This window comes from Paraburkholderia sp. CNPSo 3281 (assembly GCF_024206515.1).
Lineage (GTDB): Bacteria > Pseudomonadota > Gammaproteobacteria > Burkholderiales > Burkholderiaceae > Paraburkholderia > Paraburkholderia nodosa.
On record NZ_JAMBPS010000001.1, the window covers coordinates 1 to 19,216 of the forward strand.

Annotated in this window: 19 protein-coding genes; 2 read left to right on the top strand and 17 right to left on the bottom strand. The window is 64.5% G+C overall.

Translation table 11 applies throughout. The features are described 5' to 3' along the window. From M3I56_RS00005 to M3I56_RS00020, 4 genes are all read right to left on the bottom strand, one after another. A partial coding sequence (locus M3I56_RS00005; RefSeq protein ID WP_254351950.1) for an electron transfer flavoprotein subunit beta/FixA family protein occupies positions 1-549 on the bottom strand: 549 nt, incomplete at its 3' end. Positions 550-759: 210 nt separating this feature from the next. Next, positions 760-1,557 carry a MetQ/NlpA family ABC transporter substrate-binding protein gene (locus M3I56_RS00010; protein WP_254351951.1) on the bottom strand — a complete coding sequence of 266 codons (798 nt, stop codon included), beginning with the start codon at positions 1,555-1,557 and terminating at the stop codon, positions 760-762. Positions 1,558-1,612: 55 nt separating this feature from the next. Further along, a complete protein-coding gene (locus M3I56_RS00015) occupies positions 1,613-2,266 on the bottom strand; it encodes a methionine ABC transporter permease (protein ID WP_254351952.1) in 654 nt (217 codons plus the stop codon). Beyond that, positions 2,256-3,290, bottom strand: a complete 1,035-nt coding sequence (locus M3I56_RS00020) for a methionine ABC transporter ATP-binding protein (RefSeq protein WP_028209080.1) — start codon at positions 3,288-3,290, stop codon at positions 2,256-2,258. Before M3I56_RS00020 ends, M3I56_RS00015 begins: the two co-directional genes overlap by 11 nt. 300 nt (positions 3,291-3,590) lie before the next feature. Here M3I56_RS00020 and M3I56_RS00025 point away from each other — a divergent pair, with 300 nt between their 5' ends. Continuing rightward, positions 3,591-4,481 (top strand): alpha/beta hydrolase, encoded by an 891-nt coding sequence (locus M3I56_RS00025; RefSeq protein ID WP_254351953.1) that lies wholly within the window; start codon positions 3,591-3,593, stop codon positions 4,479-4,481. Positions 4,482-4,494: 13 nt separating this feature from the next. Here the strand turns inward: M3I56_RS00025 and M3I56_RS00030 are convergent, their stop codons facing one another. Next, on the bottom strand, positions 4,495-5,289 hold the full coding sequence (locus M3I56_RS00030) for an enoyl-CoA hydratase (protein ID WP_254351954.1): 795 nt from the start codon (positions 5,287-5,289) through the stop codon (positions 4,495-4,497). A 64-nt stretch (positions 5,290-5,353) separates the two neighbouring features. Beyond that, positions 5,354-6,280, bottom strand: a complete 927-nt coding sequence (locus M3I56_RS00035) for a histone deacetylase family protein (protein ID WP_254351955.1) — start codon at positions 6,278-6,280, stop codon at positions 5,354-5,356. A gap of 216 nt (positions 6,281-6,496) precedes the next feature. Here M3I56_RS00035 and mltB point away from each other — a divergent pair, with 216 nt between their 5' ends. Further along, on the top strand, positions 6,497-7,822 hold the full coding sequence (mltB, locus tag M3I56_RS00040; RefSeq protein WP_254351956.1) for a lytic murein transglycosylase B: 1,326 nt from the start codon (positions 6,497-6,499) through the stop codon (positions 7,820-7,822). Positions 7,823-7,890: 68 nt separating this feature from the next. Here mltB and cysM read toward each other — a convergent pair whose 3' ends face one another. The 11 genes from cysM to aroA all read right to left on the bottom strand — a co-directional run bounded on the left by cysM (position 7,891) and on the right by aroA (position 19,157). After that, positions 7,891-8,793, bottom strand: a complete 903-nt coding sequence (gene cysM / locus M3I56_RS00045; protein WP_254351957.1) for a cysteine synthase CysM — start codon at positions 8,791-8,793, stop codon at positions 7,891-7,893. Between the two features lie 249 nt (positions 8,794-9,042). Continuing rightward, positions 9,043-9,393, bottom strand: a complete 351-nt coding sequence (locus M3I56_RS00050) for a helix-hairpin-helix domain-containing protein (RefSeq protein ID WP_254333674.1) — start codon at positions 9,391-9,393, stop codon at positions 9,043-9,045. Between the two features lie 73 nt (positions 9,394-9,466). Next, a complete protein-coding gene (gene rfaD / locus M3I56_RS00055) occupies positions 9,467-10,459 on the bottom strand; it encodes an ADP-glyceromanno-heptose 6-epimerase (protein ID WP_254351958.1) in 993 nt (330 codons plus the stop codon). Between the two features lie 105 nt (positions 10,460-10,564). After that, on the bottom strand, positions 10,565-11,569 hold the full coding sequence (gene rfaE1, locus M3I56_RS00060) for a D-glycero-beta-D-manno-heptose-7-phosphate kinase (protein WP_254351959.1): 1,005 nt from the start codon (positions 11,567-11,569) through the stop codon (positions 10,565-10,567). Next, a complete protein-coding gene (locus tag M3I56_RS00065) occupies positions 11,541-12,938 on the bottom strand; it encodes a UDP-glucose/GDP-mannose dehydrogenase family protein (protein ID WP_254351960.1) in 1,398 nt (465 codons plus the stop codon). Before M3I56_RS00065 ends, rfaE1 begins: the two co-directional genes overlap by 29 nt. A 99-nt stretch (positions 12,939-13,037) precedes the next feature. Continuing rightward, a complete protein-coding gene (lapB, locus tag M3I56_RS00070; protein ID WP_254351961.1) occupies positions 13,038-14,213 on the bottom strand; it encodes a lipopolysaccharide assembly protein LapB in 1,176 nt (391 codons plus the stop codon). 64 nt (positions 14,214-14,277) lie between these two features. Then, positions 14,278-14,571: a lipopolysaccharide assembly protein LapA domain-containing protein gene (locus tag M3I56_RS00075; protein WP_028208175.1), complete on the bottom strand. Its 294-nt coding sequence runs from the start codon at positions 14,569-14,571 to the stop codon at positions 14,278-14,280. Between the two features lie 294 nt (positions 14,572-14,865). Beyond that, a complete protein-coding gene (locus tag M3I56_RS00080) occupies positions 14,866-15,192 on the bottom strand; it encodes an integration host factor subunit beta (RefSeq protein WP_254351962.1) in 327 nt (108 codons plus the stop codon). A 25-nt stretch (positions 15,193-15,217) separates the two neighbouring features. Then, the gene (rpsA, locus tag M3I56_RS00085; protein ID WP_254351963.1) at positions 15,218-16,948 is read right to left on the bottom strand and encodes a 30S ribosomal protein S1; all 1,731 of its coding nucleotides are present in this window, start codon (positions 16,946-16,948) and stop codon (positions 15,218-15,220) included. Positions 16,949-17,129: 181 nt separating this feature from the next. Continuing rightward, entirely contained in the window at positions 17,130-17,825 is a 696-nt protein-coding gene (cmk, locus tag M3I56_RS00090; RefSeq protein WP_028208177.1) for a (d)CMP kinase, read from the bottom strand. Positions 17,826-17,852: 27 nt separating this feature from the next. Further along, positions 17,853-19,157 (bottom strand): 3-phosphoshikimate 1-carboxyvinyltransferase, encoded by a 1,305-nt coding sequence (aroA, locus tag M3I56_RS00095; RefSeq protein ID WP_028208178.1) that lies wholly within the window; start codon positions 19,155-19,157, stop codon positions 17,853-17,855. Positions 19,158-19,216 lie beyond the last annotated feature (59 nt).

A 19,216-nucleotide genomic window follows, 5' to 3' on the forward strand; every position in this document is an offset into this window, starting at 1 on the left:
CGGCTCGTTCAGGCGCAGATCCGTCGTGACGACCGCGGGCAGCGTGAGCGACAGCGTTTCCGCGCCGCCATCCACTTCGCGCGACACCGTAGCCTTGCCGTCTGCAACCACGACCTTCGAAGCAAACGTAGCCTGCGGGAGGTTCGCCAGCGCGGCGAGCATCTGGCCAGTCTGGTTCGAATCGTCGTCGATGGCCTGCTTGCCGAGAATCACCAGTTGCGGCTGTTCCTTGTCGACGAGCGCCTTCAGGAGCTTGGCCACAGCCAGCGGCTGCAGGTCTTCGTTCGACTCGATCAGGATCGCGCGATCCGCGCCGATGGCCAGCGCCGTGCGCAGCGTTTCCTGCGCTTGCGTGACGCCCGCGGACACCGCGATGACTTCCGTCGCCACGCCCGCTTCCCTCAGACGCACCGCTTCTTCCACGGCGATTTCGTCGAACGGGTTCATCGACATCTTCACGTTGGCGATGTCGACGCCCGTGCCATCCGACTTCACACGAACCTTCACGTTGTAATCGACTACGCGTTTGACTGGCACAAGGACTTTCATTCACATGCTCCGAAGTTACGAATACGTCAACCTGGCGGACATTATAGCGATAGCCCTGTCGGGCCGATCTGCCACCAGCAATTTTCACGAACCACCGCTGCCGCACCCCGGTCGTCGGTAGCGAACGATCGTGCGATTTTACGGTGGAAAAAACCCGGGCATCAAGCCCGGGCGCCGAAAAATATCTCTAATTTCACGGCATCGAGCTGTCTACCAGGAGGTAATGACCGCCCCGCCGAACGTCGTTTCGATGTACCGCTTCACTTCCGGCGAGTGGTACGCGGCGACCAGCTTCGCCACCCAGGGCTTGTTGCTGTCGGCCTCGCGGATCGCGAGGATATTCACGTACGGCCCCTTCGGGTCTTCGATTGCGATCGTGTCCTGTTTCGGCTTCAGGCCCGCCTGCATGGCGAAGTTCGTATTGATCGCCGCGGCGTCCACGTCGTCGAGCGAACGCGGAATCTGCGCCGCGTCGAGCTCGACGATTTTCAGCTTCCTGGGGTTTTCCACGATGTCGAGCGGCGTCGCTTTCAACCCGGCGTCGGCGCGCAACTTGATGAGCCCCTGGCTCTGCAGCAGCAGCAAGGCACGACCGCCATTCGTCGGATCATTCGGCACCGCGATGCGGGCGCCAGGCTTCAGTTCGGCGAGCGATTTGATCTTCTTCGAGTAGATGCCCATCGGGAACGTCACCGTGTCCGCGATCTTGATGAGCTTGTAGCCGCGATCCTTCACCTGCGCGTCGAGATACGGCGCGTGCTGGTAGCTGTTGGCGTCGAGGTCGCCTCCCGCGAGCGCTGCATTCGGCTGCACGTAGTCGGAGAACTCGATGATCTTGATGTTCAGGCCGTTCTTCGCGGCCACACTCTTCACGACTTCCATCACCTGCTCGTGCGGGCCGCCCGTCACGCCCACCTTGATGGTTTCGTCCGCGTGCGCAGCAAGCGGTGCGATGAGCGAAGCCGCGCCAAGCGCCGCGACGAGCCGGATCATGAAACGACGTTGCATACCCAACCTTTGCCTTGTGTAGTGGTGTTGATCGAAAAACTGCCTGTTTTAAGGCTTATTTATGGCTCAGGCGGCGCACGAGCCAGTCGCCGAACGACTGCACGAGTTGCACGAACACGATCAGGATCACGACCACGATCAGCATGACTTCGGGTTCGAAGCGCTGATAGCCGTAGCGGATGCCAAGGTCGCCCAGACCGCCGCCGCCGATCGCGCCAGCCATCGCCGAATAGCCGACGAGCGAGATGAACGTGATGGTAAGCCCGGCCACCACGCCCGGCAGCGACTCGGGCAGCAGCACCTTGAAGACGATCTGGCTCGTGCTCGCACCCATGGCCTGGGCGGCTTCGATCAGGCCGCGATCGACTTCGCGCAGCGCCGTTTCGACGAGCCGCGCGATGAACGGCGCAGCGGCAATGGTGAGCGGCACGATGGCGGCCGCCGTGCCGATCGACGAGCCGACCACGAGACGTGTGAACGGAATCACCGCGACGAGCAGGATGATGAACGGCGTGGAACGCACGGCATTGACGATCACGCCCATCACGCGATTCGCGGCGATGTTCTGCAGCACGCCGTTGCGGTCGGTGAGATAGAGCAGCACGCCGAGCGGCAGGCCGAAGGCCGCGCCCACGAGCCCCGAGATGCCGACCATGACGAGCGTCTCCCAGAACGACTGGACGAACATGTCGAACATTTCATTCCACATGGGACAGCTCCTCCACCACGACACCTTGTTCGCGCAGCCACGCCATGGCCTGCGCCACCTTCACCGGATCGCCGCCCGCGAGCACCGCGAGCGAGCCGAACGCCTGGCCCTGGATCTCGTCGATCTGGCCGTGCAGGATGTTGAAATCGAGTTCGAAGCGGCGAATCGTCTCCGAGAGAACCGGCTGGTCGACGCCCGTGCCCTTGAACGCGAGGCGCAGCAAGTGGCCGCTGCCCTTCGCGAGATGCTCGGCCACGCGCACCTTGAGCGCGGGCGGCAACTCCTGGGCGATCACGTCGCCGAGCAGCGCGCGCGTGACTTCGTGGCGCGGCTGCAGGAACACGTCGATCACGGGGCCGCTTTCCACCACGCGGCCCGCATCGAGCACGGCCACGCGGTCGCAAACCTGTTTGATCACTTCCATCTGGTGCGTGATCATCACGATGGTCAGGTTCAGTTCGCGATTGATCTTGCGCAGCAGGTCGAGAATCGCGCGCGTGGTTTCAGGGTCGAGCGCCGAGGTCGCTTCATCCGAAAGCAGCACCTTCGGCTTGCTCGCGAGCGCGCGCGCAATCCCCACGCGCTGCTTCTGGCCGCCGCTGATCTGCGAGGGATAGCGGTCTTTCTGCGCGGTGAGGCCGACGAGTTCGAGCAGCGGCAGCACCGTCGCTTCGATCTCGGCGCGCTTCACGCCGGCGAGTTCGAGCGGCAGCGCGACGTTGTCGAACACCGTGCGCGACGACAGCAGGTTGAAGTGCTGAAAAATCATGCCGATCTCGCGGCGCGCTTCGCGCAGGTCGGCCGACGAGAGCGACGTGAGCGTGCGCCCGTTGACGACGATGTCGCCTTCGGTGGGCCGCGTGAGCAGGTTCAGGGTGCGCACGAGCGTGCTCTTGCCTGCGCCGCTGCGCCCAATGATGCCGAACACTTCGCCCGGCGGAATCGTCAGATTGACGTTGTGCAGCGCCTCGATCCAGCCTTGTGGGCCGGCGAAGCGCTGGGACACGTTTCGAATTTCGATCATGGAAAAAAGCAAAACGGCGGGTGTGCCGCGCGCCGCTCGCGCAGGCCGCCCCTTTCGGGTAGCGGAAAACGCGTCGCGCCGGCAGACAGCCGCCGTTTGATGGACTGGATTTAGCTCGCCATTTTACCCTGGCACGCAAAATTCCTTTTAATAATCAATTTCGATAATTTCATAACTGGATTGCATTAGAGGGTTCTGGCAGCGCGTGGCCGCCCGCGCGGCCGCTACACTGCTGCCGACAGACTGATACCGAAAACGAACCGCCACGACCTGCCACGAATCGCCCAAACAGGGAGCGAGATGGAGACCAGTCAGAACATCGCCATGGCGCAAGCCGCCGAACCCGTCGGGCAAGCGACGCTGCCTACACGCGACGGCGTCGAACTGCCGCTCTACGTCTGGCGCGCGAGCGCGCCGCCGCGCGCGGCCATCGCGCTGGTTCATGGCCTGGCGGAACACGCGGGCCGCTATGCAGCGCTTGCCGCGCGGCTGAACGGCGCGGGCATCGATGTCTACGCAATCGATCTGCGCGGTCACGGGCATGCCCCCGGCCGCCGCACCTGGGTTGCGCACTTCGACGAATATCTCGACGACGCCGAGGCGCTCCTCGCCCACGCGAGCGCGCAATGCGCCGCACAGGGCATACCGCTCTTCCTGATGGGACACAGCATGGGCGGCGCAATCGCTGCGCTCTACGCCGTCGAGCGCCTGCGGCAATCGCGCGTGCCGCTCGCGGGCCTGCTGCTCTCGAGCGCGGCGCTCGCGCCGGGCCGCGACGTGCCCGCGTGGAAAATCGCCGCGAGCCGCGTGATCAGCGCGATCTGGCCGACCTTTCCGGCCATGAAGATCGACGCAGCGCTGCTCGCGCGCGTGCGCGACGTCGTCGAAGCCAATCGCGCCGATCCGCTCGTGCATCACGGCGCGATTCCCGCCCGCACGGGAGCGCAATTGCTGGAAGCGATGAAGCGCATCGAGGCGGGACGCGCGCAACTGCGGCTACCCGTGCTGATCTGGCATGGCACCGAGGACAAGCTCACCGAGCCCGAAGGCAGCCGCGCATTCGGCGCGAACGTGGGATCGACCGATCGCACGCTCACGCTTTATGAAGGCAGCTACCACGAAACGCTCAACGACCTCGATCGGGAGCGCGTGATTGGCGCGCTGATCGACTGGATCGACCGGCACGTCTGACCGGCCACGCGCGTCACTTCGCGCTGCGTTTCTCGATGAACGCCTGCACGCCGTCGAGCGCGGGGTCGGTCATCATGTTGCAGGCCATGGTCTGCCCGGCCAGTTGATACGCGGCATCGATGCCCATTTCGAGCTGCCGGTAGAAGAGCCCCTTGCCTGCCGCGACCGCCTCGCGCGGCTTCGCGCAGATGCTCGCGGCCAGTGCGGTCACGGCGGCGTCGAGTTCGTCGGCGGGTACCACGCGGTTCACGAGGCCTTCGCGCAACGCCTTCTCCGCGTCGATGAATTCGCCCGTCATCAGCATCTCGAAGGCCGCCTTGCGCGAGACGTTGCGCGAGAGCGGCACAGCGGGCGTCGAGCAAAAGAGCCCGAGATTGATGCCCGATACCGCAAAGCGCGCCGAGTCCGCCGCCACCGCCAGATCGCACATCGCGACGAGCTGGCAGCCCGCCGCCGTCGCCACGCCCTGCACGCGCGCAATGACGGGCTGCGGCATCTTTTGAATCGCGAGCATCATCTTCGAGCAGCGCTCGAACAGCTTCGCGTAGTACTCGTGCGACGGCGCCGCGCGCATTTCCCGAAGATCGTGGCCGGCACAGAACGCGCGCCCCGCCGCTGCGATCACGACTACGCGCGCGTCGGATTGCGCCAGCGCGGCGAGTTCGCCCTGCAAGGCATCGATGAGCGCTTCGGAAAGCGCGTTGAACGCATGCGGGCGGTTCAGCGTGAGGCACACGACGCCCGGCACGCCATACGCGTCGCGTGTGACTTCGACGAGCGACGGTGATGAAGAGGGAATGGCACTCACGTTGCGCGTCTCCTTCGTTCGAATGTGTGCGATGCGGGTCCGCGCTCAAGGCCGCGCAGGCCGCCTAGATATCCGCCAGCACGCGCAGATGCGCCACCACGCTGCGGCCAAGCGCCGAGAGGTTATAGCCGCCTTCGAGGCTGCTCACGATGCGCCCATTCGCATAGCGGCCCGCGATCTCGCGAATCTGCTCCGTGATCCATGCGAAGTCGTCTTCCACGAGGCCCATGTTGCCGAGGTCGTCTTCGCGATGGGCGTCGAAGCCCGCCGAGACGAACACCATCTCCGGCTTGAACTCGTGCAGCCGCGGCAGCCACATGATGTCGATGGCCTCACGCACTTCCATGCCTTTCGTGCGCGCCGCGATCGGCAGATTGACCATGTTCGGCGCCGGATTCTCGGCCCCCGAATACGGATAGAACGGATGCTGAAAGAAACTGCACATCAGCACGCGCGAGTCGCCCGCGAACGCCGCCTCAGTGCCATTGCCGTGGTGCACGTCGAAATCGACGATCGCGACGCGCTCCAGGCCATGGACTTCGAGTGCATGGCGCGCCGCGATCGCGATGTTGTTGAAGAAGCAAAAGCCCATCGCGCGCGCGGGTTCCGCGTGATGGCCGGGCGGGCGCACGCTGCAGAACGCGTTCTCGTAGCGCCCGGCGAGCACCGCGTCGGTGGCCGCAATCGCCGCGCCCGCCGCGCGCAGCGCCGCCTGCCACGTGTGCGGATTCATCAGCGTGTCGGGGTCGATGCTCGCGTAGCCTTCCTTGGGCGCCGTGTTGCGGATGAAGTCGATGTGCGCCTGGGTATGCACGCGCAAGAGGTCCGCCTCGGTCGCGAGCGGCGCCGATTCGTCGCGCTCGATCAGCGCGTCGATGCGGCTCGCGATCAGCTGGTCTTCGATGGCCTGCAGACGCGCGGGGCATTCAGGATGCCATTCGCCCATCTCGTGCAGCAGAAAATCGGGGTGAGAGAAGAAACCGGTCGTCATGAGTCGCACTCGCCGCGGGCTTCGCGCACGCGCGCGGCCGCGGGTCTCCTTCTGTCTATTGTCTGGCGGCGCGCCGGCTGGCACGCGAACAGACACCACGTTACCACAGCGACCTGGTGCTCACGCGCCGCGCCGGCGCGCAGCGTCCCAATTCCCAGAAGGCGCTCGGTTATACTGCCCGGGTTCTTCCTGGACCGCTCTCCCCCTCTCGCTCTCATGACGCTCAAGACCGCTCTGTCCGCCTCCAGCCGCCCACGTCGCACGACCCTCGCCCTCGCGCTTTGCGTCGCGGCGTCGTTGTGCACCGGCGCGGCGCGCGCGCAAACTGCCGCGCCGAAATCGCGACAGACGCCGCTCACGCTTGCGCAGGCGCAGCCGCAAACGCCGACGCAGGGCCAGACGTTCGAAGAGGAAATCGTCCCGCAGCGCTACGCGAACAATCCGGACGTCGACGGCTTCATCAACGACATGGTGGCGCGCTACGACTTCGACCCCACCGCACTGCATGCGCTTTTCGCGAGCGCGAGTTATTCGGCGACGGCGGTGAAGCTTGTCACGCCCTCGCCCGTTCCGGGCGTGAAGAACTGGCGCGCGTATCAGGCGCGCTTCCTCGACCCCGTGCGCATCAATGCGGGCGTGAGCTTCTGGCGCGCGAACCAGGCCACGCTGCAGCGCGCGTCGGAAGAGTTTGGCGTGCCGCCCGAGGTGATCGTGGGCATCATCGGCGTGGAGACGATCTACGGCCGCTACATGGGCAACTTCCGCGCACTCGATGCGCTCACCACGCTCGCCTTCGATTATCCGAACACGCCGAACCGCGCCGAGCGCATGGCGACGTTCCGCAAGAATCTCGAGGACTACCTCGTGTGGACGCGCGACGCGCAGATCGATCCGTCGTCGGTGCTCGGCTCGTACACGGGCGCGATCGGCATTCCGCAGTTCCTGCCGAGCAGCATCGTGCAGTACGCGGTGGACTACGAAGGCAACAATCACATCGACCTGCGCGCGAGCACGGCCGACGCGATCGGCAGCGTGGCGAACTATCTGCGGCAGAACGGCTGGGAATCGGGGCGGCCCGTGGTATGGAATATCGCCACCGATGCGGGCAGCCTCGGCATCGCCCAGGCCGGCGCCGACGGCAAGCCCGAACCGCGCTGGCCGCTGAGCCAGTTGCTGCGCTCGGGCCTCGTGCTCGACCAGCCGGACGTGGATATCGCCGCCGAGGCTGGCACACCTGTCACGGTGATCGACCTGCCTTCGCCTGGCCGCGGCACGGAGTACAAGCTCGGGCTCAAGAACTTTTATGTGCTGACGCGCTATAACCGCAGCTTCTTCTACGCGCTCGCGGTGTATCAGCTGGGCATGCGCGTGAAGGCGCAGATGCTGGCGACGCAGCCGGGCGTGGGTGTGGGCCCGGCGAACGGAAATGGTGGAAATGGCGGCAACGGCGGCATCAATGGCGGCAACGGAAATGGCAACGGCAACGGGATGAACAGTGCCCCGAATGGTACGGGCACGACGCCACCCGCACAGCAAGACTGATTTCAGCGGTACAAAGCAAAACGGCCTTTGGAAACACCGAAGGCCGTTTTTTTGCGTCCGCACTTCAATCAGGCGGGAAACACACCCGTAGAGAGATACCGGTCGCCACGATCGCAGACGATGAACACGATCGTCGCGTTTTCGAGCTGGCGTGCAAGACGCATCGCCACCTCACATGCGCCGCCCGACGAGATACCCGCGAAAATGCCTTCGACCGAGGCAAGACGGCGCGCCATGTTCTCAGCGGCGGCCTGGCTCACGTTCTCCACGCGATCGACGCGGCTGCGGTCGAAAATCTTCGGCATATACGCTTCGGGCCACTTGCGAATGCCCGGAATGCGCGAGCCTTCTTCCGGCTGCGCGCCCACGATCTCGATTGCCTGATTCTTTTCTTTCAGGAACTGGGACGTGCCCATGATCGTGCCGGTCGTGCCCATCGACGAAACGAAGTGCGTGATGCGCCCTTCGGTGTCGCGCCAGATTTCCGGTCCGGTGGTCTCGTAGTGCGCAAGCGGATTGTCGGGATTGGCGAACTGGTCGAGGATGATGCCCTTGCCGTCGCGCTGCATTTGCTCGGCGAGGTCGCGCGCATATTCCATGCCGCCCTTGACCGGCGTGAGCATGATTTCCGCACCGTAAGCTGCCATGCTCTGGCGACGCTCGACCGAGAGGTCTTCCGGCATGATGAGCACCATCTTGTAGCCGCGGATAGCCGCCGTCATGGCGAGCGCGATGCCCGTATTGCCGCTCGTCGCTTCGATGAGCGTGTCGCCCGGCTTGATGCGGCCGCGCTCTTCGGCTTTACGGATCATCGAGAGCGCCGGGCGGTCCTTCACCGACCCAGCCGGGTTGTTGCCTTCGAGCTTGGCCAGCACGACGTTGTTGCGGGCGCGGATTTCGTCCTCCGGCAGGCGAACGAGCTGCACGAGCGGTGTATTGCCGATCGTGTCTTCAATAGTCTTGTAGGGCATGGAAATGGCGGTGAGGCGCGATGACGTGATCTGTCGATTCTAAACCACGCGGGCAGCGACCGCAGGGGATCCATAACGCTGGTATGGACGCAGTCTGGCGACCCAACCTCCACGCGCGGCAAAAAGCCCGCGGCCCGAGCCGCGGGTCAACGTCGCGGGTCGACATCACCTGAGCGACACCTGAAGGAGACTGCGCCCCGCGACGGTGAAGCGCGACGCGCGGGGTAAAACGCAAACGCAAGCGGACGGCTACTTCTTGACCGCCACCGTAGCAGGCTGCGGTGCGCCCGTCTTCGCGGGCGTTGCCTGTGCAACCTTCGCCTGCGCCGCTTGGGGCTGCGCAGGACCGATCGCCAATCCTTCGGCCTGCAAACGTTCGACGGTATGGCCGCCCATGCCCTTCACGCGCTTGCCGAGATCACTGGCATCCTTGTACGGGCCGTGCGCGCTGCGCTCGTCGAGAATGGCCTTGGCGCGCGCGGGCCCAACGCCCTTGATGCCGCGAAGCGCGTCTTCGTTGGCGGTGTTGACGTCCACGGCCGCGAAGGCGTGGCTGAATACGGCCAGAAGCGCGGCCGCCGCAAGGACTTTTCGGAACATGCTGGATCTCCCTGAAAACGCCGGCGACCATCGCCGGCGAGGAGAATCCAGTTTATGAAGTCAGGGCTTCGCGTTACACCTGGCCAGAAAGCCAACGGACGTAACGATCCACCCCTTCCTGCACCGTCAGGAACGGCGCGTCGTAACCCGCTGCGCGCAGCTTCGACTGGTCGGCTTGCGTGAAGCACTGATACTTGCCGCGCAGTGCGTCGGGGAACGGGATGTACTCGATCAGCCCTTCCTTGACCTGCTCCGCGAGCGAGAGCGCGGGCTTGCCATCCATCGCACGCAGCGTGTTCACCACGGTCGTGGCGATATCGTTGAACGGCTGGGCGCGACCGCTGCCCAGATTGAAGATGCCCGTCTTCTCCGGATGATCGAAGAAGAACAGGTTGACCTTCACCACGTCCTCGACGGAGACGAAGTCGCGCGTCTGCTCGCCCGGCGCATAACCGTTGTATTCGCCGAACAGCTTCACGCGGCCTTCGGCGCGGAACTGGTTGAAGTTGTGGAACGCGACCGAAGCCATGCGCGCCTTGTGCGTCTCGCGCGGGCCATACACGTTGAAGTAGCGAAAGCCCGCAATCTGGCTTTGCGCAGTGGGCAGCACGCGGCGGATCACCTGGTCGAACAGGAACTTCGAATAGCCGTACACATTGAGCGGCGCTTCCACGTCGCGCTCTTCGACGAAGCGCGTCGAGCCGCCATAGATCGCCGCCGACGACGCATACAGAAACTGCACGCGCTGTGCGAGACACGCGTCGAGCACGGCGCGGCTATAGCGGAAGTTGTTGTCCATCATGTAGCGGCCGTCGGTTTCCATCGTGTCCGAACAGGCGCCTTCGTGGAACACCGCACGCACATCGCCGAAGTCGCCGCGCGCGAAGCGCTCCACGAACTCGGTCTTGTCGATGTAGTCGTCGATCTCGCAATCGACGAGATTCCTGAACTTGTCCGCGCGGGTGAGATTGTCGACGGCGATGATGCGGTCTTCGCCGCGTTCGTTCAGCGCCTTGACGAGGTTGCTGCCGATGAAGCCGGCCGCGCCGGTGACGATGAGGGTCATGATAGGTCTGCGGTGACGAGGTTCACGCGAGGTTGATGCCCCGCCGGAAAAACGCTCCGGAAATTCCGGCCGGGGTGCGAGCGCCGCGCGCTCGCGTGCGCAACGTTATTGAAAGAGTTCGTCGTAGTCGACGGTGGCCGTACCGAGCTTGCCGACCACGATGCCGGCCGCGCGATTCGCGAGCGCGACACCCTCGACGAGCGGCAAGCCCGCGCCCAGCATGACCGCGACGGTCGCGATCACCGTGTCGCCGGCGCCCGAGACATCATACACTTCGCGCGCGTCGGCCGCCGCGTGCAGCGCGCCGTCATCGGAAAAGAGCGTCATACCCTCTTCCGAGCGCGTGAGCAGCAGTGCGTCGAACTGCAGTTCGCGGCGCAGCTTCGTCACGCGCGCGTGCAGGTCCTCCTCGGACTTCCACGTGCCCACCACTTCGCGCAGCTCCGCGCGGTTCGGCGTGATGAGGCTCGCGCCGCGATAGCGCTCCCAGTCGTCGCCCTTGGGATCGACGAGCACCGCCTTGCCCGCGGCGCGCGCCTTCGCGATCATCTGCGTAACGTGCGTGAGGCCGCCCTTGGCGTAGTCGGAGAGCAGAATCACGTCGTGCGTCGGCAGCAGCGCGTCGAAACGCGCGAGGCTGGCAAGCAGGATCTCGTGCGCGGGCGTATTTTCGAAGTCCACGCGCAAAAGCTGTTGCTGGCGCGACAGCACGCGCAGCTTGATGGTGGTCGGCAATGCGGGATCGCGCTCGAGATACGCGTTCACGTTGCTTTCGTCGAGCAGCTCGACGATGCGCTCGCCGGGTTCGTCGTGGCCCACCACGCACAGGAGGCCCGCATGGGCACCGAGCGCCGCCGCGTTGCGCGCGACGTTCGCGGCACCGCCCAGGCGGTCTTCCTTGCGCTGCACATGCACGACCGGCACCGGCGCTTCCGGCGAGATGCGGTTGACGTCGCCGAACCAGTAGCGGTCGAGCATGACGTCGCCCACCACCAGCACGCGCGAGGTAGCGAGCTTTTCGCGCGGCACGACGCGCACTTCGGGCGCGATAGCGGTGGCAAGCGCGGCGACAGGCGTGGCTTCAGGCTGCGGAGTTTGCGAGATTGACATGAGGCCGCCCAATCGAGTGATAGTCAATGCCGAGCTCCGCCATGGTGTCGGGCTCGTAGAGGTTGCGTCCGTCAAAGATACGCGGTGCCTTGAGCACCTTCTTCAAATGCGCGAAATCGGGCGCCTTGAAGGCGGTCCACTCGGTGACGATCACGAGCGCGTCCGCGCCCGTGAGCGCGTCGTCCTGGCTCGACGCGAACGTCAGGCGCGCGTGCTGCTCCGGCGCGTGCGCCAGATCGAGCGCGAACACGCGCTGCGCCTCCTCGGCCGCGACCGGGTCCCACGCCGCCACCGTGGCGCCGCGCGAGAGCAGGTCGGCGATCAGGCGGCGGCTCGGCGCTTCGCGCATGTCGTCGGTGTTCGGCTTGAACGCGAGGCCCCACACGGCAAAGTGCTTGCCGGTAAGGTCATCGCCGCACACCCTGGCGATCTTCTTCACGAGCACTTCCTTCTGGCCGTGATTGACCTCCTCGACCGCTTCGAGCACGCGCAGGTTCTGGCCCGACTCCGCGGCCGTGCGGATCAGCGCCTGCACGTCCTTCGGGAAGCATGAGCCGCCATAGCCGCAGCCCGCATAGAGAAAGTGATAGCCGATGCGCGGATCGGAGCCGATGCCGCGGCGCACCGACTCTATGTCGGCGCCCACGCGGTCGGCGAGATTCGCCATTTCGTTCATGAACGAGATGCGCGTGGCGAGCATGGCGTTGGCCGCGTACTTCGTGAATTCGGCGGAGCGCACGTCCATGTAGATCGTGCGTTCGTGATTGCGGTTGAACGGCGCGTAGAGACGCTTCATCTTCTCGCGCGCGGCGGTGCCGTTCTCGTCCTCGTCGAGGCCGATGATGATGCGGTCCGGGCGCATGAAGTCGTCCACGGCCGCGCCCTCTTTGAGGAACTCGGGGTTCGACACGACCGAGAAGCGGTGATCCACGCTATGCGCGAGGCCGCGTTTCGCCAGCTCCTCGGCCAGCACGCCGTGCACGCGCTGCGCCGTGCCGACCGGCACCGTCGACTTGTCGACGACCACCTTGAAGCCGTTCATGTGGCGGCCGATGCTGCGCGCCGCCTCGAGCACATATTGAAGATCGGCCGAGCCGTCTTCGTCAGGCGGCGTGCCCACGGCGATGAACTGCACTTCGCCGTGCTCGACGCTCGCCGCGATGTCGGTGGAAAAGGTAATGCGCCCGGCCGCGCGGTTGCGCGCGATGAGTTCGAGCAGGCCCGGCTCGTGGATCGGGACGCCGCCGCCATTCAGGATATCGATCTTGCGCGGATCGACATCGAGGCAAAACACGTCGTGGCCGATCTCGGCAAGACACGCACCGGTGACGAGGCCGACGTAGCCGGTACCGACAATGGTGATCTTCATAGGCGCTCCGGTGACAGATGCGGATGTTGGAATGACTGTGGGCGCGGCCGGCTAGGCGCGGCCGGCCAGGTGCCGGCTGGGCGCGCGCGCCCTTAAGGCTCAGCTCGACGCGGGAACCGGCTCGACGCGGCGCGGCGCATAGGTTTCCCAGCCGCTGCAGCCCGGACACTGCCAGTAGAACAGGCGCGCCCGGAAGCCGCAGTTCTGGCAGGTGTAGCGAGGCAGATTCTTGGTGCGCTGCTGGAGCAGCTTGCGCATCAGCTCGAGCTCGCCGCGGCGCGGCTCTTCGGCCGTGGCCTGCTGGGCTTCGAGCAGGCGCGCCATACCGGCGAGGTTCGGCGACTTCTGCATCTGCGTACGCGCGAGCGCATGCGCCGCATCGGGGCCGCGCAGCGCGGCGACATATTTATAGGCGACGTCGAGCAGATCGTTTGACGGATACGCGTCGACCCACGTCGTGAGCAATTGCGCGCCCTCTTCGGCGCGGCCGAGCGTCTCGTAGGCCTTCATGACCTTTTCGGCGACGAGCGGCAGATACGCGGGATTTTGCGCCTCGACTTCGCGCCAGTGGCCGAGCGCCGTCTCGCAATCGTCGCTGGCCGCATCGACGTCGCCCGCGAGGATCGTCGCGCGCACGTTCTGCGAGTTGGCCTTGAGCGCGAGCGCCAGTTGACGGCGCGCTTCGTCGGGCTTCTTCTGCTGGAGCGCTTCCTGCGCGAGTTCGCAATGGAACTGCGCGATCTCGAGGTCGAGCGACGCCGCGCCCATCGTTTCGAGATGACGTGCGGTGTCGATGCAGCGGTTCCAGTCCTTCTCGATCTCGTAGATCGCGAGCAGCGCGCGCTGTGCGCCGAGCGCGAAGTCGCCCGACTTGAGCTTGCCGAAGGTTTCCTCGGCGCGGTCGAGCATGCCGGCCTTCAGAAAATCCTGGCCGAGTTCATACAGCGCGTGGTCGCGCTCGTTCACGGGCAGGTCGGAACGCGACAGCAGATTCTGGTGCACGCGGATCGCGCGGTCGGTTTCGCCGCGGCGGCGAAACAGATTGCCGAGCGCGAAGTGCAGTTCGACGGTTTCGGGGTCGAGCTTGGCGACCTCGATGAACGCGTCGATGGCCTTGTCCGGCTGCTCGTTGAGCAGGAAATTCAGGCCGCGAAAATACGAGCGTGGCAGGTTGGCGCTTTCGGAAAGCAGTGCCTTCAGGTCGTAGCGCGAGGCCATCCAGCCGAGCGCGAAAGCCACGGGAATGACAAGGAGCCACCAAAAATCGAGATCCATGCGAGCGATGGTATGAGCGGAAAATCAGCCGCACGCGTTCAGGCGCGCGGCACGGCAATACAAATCAGATGAGCGGCGGCAGCGGCGGCTCGACGCTCGGCGTGGGCGTTTCACGCGCCACACGCAAGTCGCGTTTGAGACGGCCGTTTTCCATGCGCAGCCGGAACACGCCGGGCAGCGCGGAGAGCAGGCCCGCCAGCAGCCCCACGACAAAAAATGCGAGGCCGATCAGGATCAGCGGGGCCTGCCACGAATATCCGGCCAGAAAGTTCAGCGTCGCGGTTTGCGTGTTGGCGAGCGCGAGTACGAGCAGCAGTACGAACACCAGCACACGGATCACCCAGGCGATCAATCTCATTGAAGGATTCTCTTGGCAGTTGAGAAAGGCGCCGGCGTGGCGGACATGCTGCGCCGCAGCACAAGCCGCGCCGAAGTGTCCCGTATTGTAATTGAACGGCTCGCGGGCCGACACGTATGAGCGAGCGCAGCGCCAGATCAAACGAGGCCGCCCGCGCAAACAGTGTCGAAAGGCGCAGGCGAAAAAAAGCGCCGGGGTTGGTTCACCCCAGCGCTCTTTACCGGTCCATGCATTCTGGCCATCTGGCATTGACCGCCGACGACCGCAATCGCCTGATCGAAAACGATCCAACGCTTACAGGAGGTCGTCGTCCGGCTCGTCCGCCTTCAGCGGCTCGCCCGAATTACGGTCCACGCGCTCGCGCAGTTCCTTGCCCGGCTTGAAGTGCGGCACGAACTTCTCAGGCACCAGCACCTTTTCACCCGACTTGGGATTGCGACCGACGCGCGACGGCCGACGATTCAGGCCGAAGCTGCCAAAGCCACGAATTTCGATGCGATGGCCCTTGGCAAGCGCCTCGGACATCGCATCGAGCATCGTCTTGACCGCGAAATCCGCGTCCTTGAGAACAAGTTGCGGAAATCGCGTAGCCAGCTGCGCGACCAATTCAGATTTGGTCATACTTCAGCTTGCCCCCGTTTGAGGCTTACTGGTTCTGGCCGTCGAGCTTGGCCTTCAGCAGCGCGCCGAGGTTGGTCGTGCCGGTGGCAGCCGAACCCGTATCCGACGACATGCTGCGCATTGCTTCCTGCGTTTCAGCCGAGTCCTTCGCCTTGATCGACAGGTTGATGCCACGCGACTTGCGATCGATGTTGATAATCATCGCGTTGACCTTGTCGCCTTCCTTCAGCACGTTGCGAGCATCTTCCACGCGATCTTGTGCGATTTCCGAAGCACGCAGGTAGCCTTCGACGTCGGCGTTCAGCGTCACGACTGCGCCCTTGGCGTCAATCGACTTGACCACGCCGTCGACGATCGAACCCTTGTCGTTCATCGCAACGAAGTTGCTGAACGGGTCGCCTTCGAGCTGCTTGATGCCGAGCGAAATGCGTTCCTTCTCGACGTCGATGCCCAGAACCACGGCTTCGACTTCGTCGCCCTTCTTGTACTTGCGAACAGCTTCTTCGCCGGTTTCCGACCACGACAGGTCCGAAAGGTGAACCAGACCGTCGATGCCGCCAGGCAGGCCGATGAAGACGCCGAAGTCGGTGATCGACTTGATCGCGCCTTGCAGCTTGTCGCCCTTCTTGAAGTTGCGGCTGAAGTCATCCCACGGATTCGGCTTGCACTGCTTCATGCCGAGCGAGATGCGGCGGCGGTCTTCGTCGATCTCGAGGACCATGACTTCGACTTCGTCGCCCAGCTGGACAACTTTCGACGGAGCAACGTTCTTGTTGGTCCAGTCCATTTCCGACACGTGAACCAGGCCTTCGATACCCGATTCGACTTCGACGAACGCGCCGTAGTCGGTGATGTTCGTGACCTTGCCGAACAGGCGCGTGCCCGACGGGTAACGGCGCGAGATGCCTTCCCACGGATCGTCGCCCAGTTGCTTGATACCGAGCGAAACGCGGTTCTTTTCCTGGTCGAACTTGAGGATCTTCGCGGTGACTTCCTGGCCAACCGAGAGAACTTCGCTCGGGTGACGCACGCGACGCCATGCGATGTCGGTGATGTGCAGCAGGCCGTCGATGCCGCCGAGGTCCACGAACGCGCCGTAGTCGGTGATGTTCTTGACCACGCCGTTGACGATCGCGCCTTCCTTCAGCGTTTCGAGCAGCTTTGCGCGCTCTTCGCCTTGCGTGGCTTCGATCACTGCGCGGCGCGACAGCACGACGTTGTTACGCTTGCGGTCGAGCTTGATGACGCGGAATTCGAGGGTCTTGCCTTCGTACGGCGTCGTGTCCTTGACCGGACGCGTGTCGACGAGCGAACCCGGCAGGAACGCGCGGATGCCGTTGACCATGACGGTCATGCCGCCCTTGACCTTGCCCGTGATCGTGCCGGTCACGAGTTCGTTGTTGTCGAGAGCCTTTTCCAGCGACAGCCACGAAGCGAGACGCTTCGCCTTGTCGCGCGACAGGATGGTGTCGCCGTAGCCATTTTCCAGCGCGTCGATCGCGACGGAAACGAAATCACCCGCCTGCACTTCCACTTCACCCGCGTCGTTCAGGAATTCTTCGAGCGGAATATAGGCTTCGGACTTGAGACCAGCATTGACGACCACGAAGTTGTGGTCGACGCGCACGACTTCGGCGGAAATCACTTCGCCGGCGCGCATGTCCTGGCGGGTCAGCGACTCTTCGAACAGAGCCGCGAAAGATTCGGTATTCGGGGTGGAGGTTTGCAGGTCGGACATAAAAATCTGGATTTGCATGGTTTTCGCTACCTCGCCAGTCGGTCTTGACTGCCGGGCGTTGAGGCCGGAACACGATGCTCGCGGCGCAGATGCAAAAGCCATACGGGGTTAAAGGGTTTAACACACGCCCTGTTGCTTTCCAGGGCACCTACTCGTACTGCTTACTGCTTTCTTTACTGCGCTTTGCCCCGTTCGCGGATTACCGTACGGGCCGCAGTTGGCTAGACTCCTGATACCACTGCACCACCTGTTCGACCGCCTGGTCGACGGAGAGCGCCGAAGTATCGAGAAGCTGCGCATCTGCTGCAGGCTTGAGCGGTGCGGCCGCGCGGTTACTGTCGCGCGCGTCGCGTCCACGCAAATCCCGAAGCAAGTCATCCATATTAGCAGAAAAACCTTTTTGGATCAATTGCTTATGCCGGCGGGCCGCACGGGCCTCCACGCTGGCCGTTAAAAACACCTTCAGAACGGCGTCCGGGAAGATCACGGTGCCCATGTCGCGGCCATCCGCGACGAGCCCGGGAAGCTTGCGAAACGCCCGCTGGCGCGCCACGAGCGCGGTGCGCACGGCCGGATGCGCAGCGATCATCGAGGCGCGGTTGCCCACTTCCTCGGCACGGATTTCGTTCGAAACGTCAACGCCATCGAGCTGCGCAAGCCCCTCGCGGAACGTGATATGGAGATCGTCGATCAGCTTCGCAAGGTTCTCGGCGTCGTCGGCCGCAATCGCGTAGCGCATGCTCGCGAGCGCCGCCAGGCGGTACAGCGCGCCACTGTCGAGCAGGTGAAAGCCGAGCTGCGCGGCGACTAGCGCGGCCACCGTGCCCTTGCCGGAAGCAGTCGGGCCGTCGATCGTGATGACGGGCGTCGGATAAAAGGGACGGGTCGATTTCATGCGGCAAAGGTACTCGGCTTCATTGAATCAAGGTTGCGCGAGCGCCAGGAAGCGCTCGAAGTAATCGGGGAACGTCTTGCCCACGCACTTCGGGTCGTTGATGCGCACCGGCACACCGCCGAGGCTCACGAGCGAGAAGCACATCGCCATGCGGTGATCGTCGTAGGTGTCGATCGCAGCGTTCGGCGTGAGTTTCTCGGGCGGACGCACGATCAGGTAATCGGGGCCCTCTTCCACGTTCGCGCCCACCTTGCGCAGCTCCGTGGCCATCGCGGCGATGCGGTCGGTTTCCTTCACGCGCCAGCTCGCGATGTTGCGCAGCGTGGTGGCGCCATCGGCGAACAACGCCGCCACGGCGATCGTCATGGCCGCGTCGGGGATCAGGTTGAAGTCCATGTCGATGGGGTCGAGCTTGCCGTGATCGTTGCCGATCCCGCGCACCTCGATCCAGTCGTCGGCGACCGTGACGTTCGCGCCCATGCGCATGAGCGCCGCGGCGAACGCAACGTCGCCCTGGATGCTCGAGCGTCCCACGCCTTCCACGCGCAGAGGGCCACCGCCAATCGCGCCGGCGGCGAGGAAGTACGACGCCGAAGACGCATCGCCTTCCACCATGATCTTGCCCGGCGACTGGTAGCGCACGCCTGCCGGGACCTCGAAGCGATGCCAGCCGTGGCGCTCGACCGTCACGCCGAAGCGCTCCATCAGCTTGATCGTGATTTCGATGTAGGGCTTGGAGATCAGTTCGCCGTCGACCTCGACGATCGTCACGCCGTCCTTGGCGCGCACGAGCGGCAGCGTCATGAGAAGCGCCGTGAGGAACTGGCTCGACACGTCGCCGCGCACGCGGATGGGCGCCTCGACCGAAATCGGCGCCGGGCGGATGCGCAGCGGCGGATAGCCTTCGTTTTCTTCGTAGTCGATCTTCGCGCCGATCTGGCGCAGGCCGTCGACGAGGTCGCCGATAGGCCGCTCGTGCATGCGCGGCACGCCGTGAATGCGGTAGTCGCCGCCGTTCACCGCGAGCGCGGCCGTGAGCGGACGCACCGCCGTGCCTGCGTTGCCGAGAAAGAGATCCGCGCGCACCGCCTGGAACGCGCCGCGCGTGCCCTGCACGACGCAGGTGTCGTCCTCGCGTTTCACCTTCACGCCGAGCTTTTCAAGCGCGTCGAGCATCACGCGCGTGTCGTCGGAGTCGAGCAGGTTCGTGATGGTCGTTTCGCCCTCGGCCAGCGCCGCGAGCAGCAGCACGCGGTTCGAGATGCTTTTCGAGCCGGGCAGACGGATCGTGCCGGACGCACGGGTGAACGGTCCGAGATCGAGGTGTTCCATGAGTGTGTCCTGAGAATGCCTGGTGTTGCGGCGCTCGCGCCGTCGGGCTGAGTCCTGCT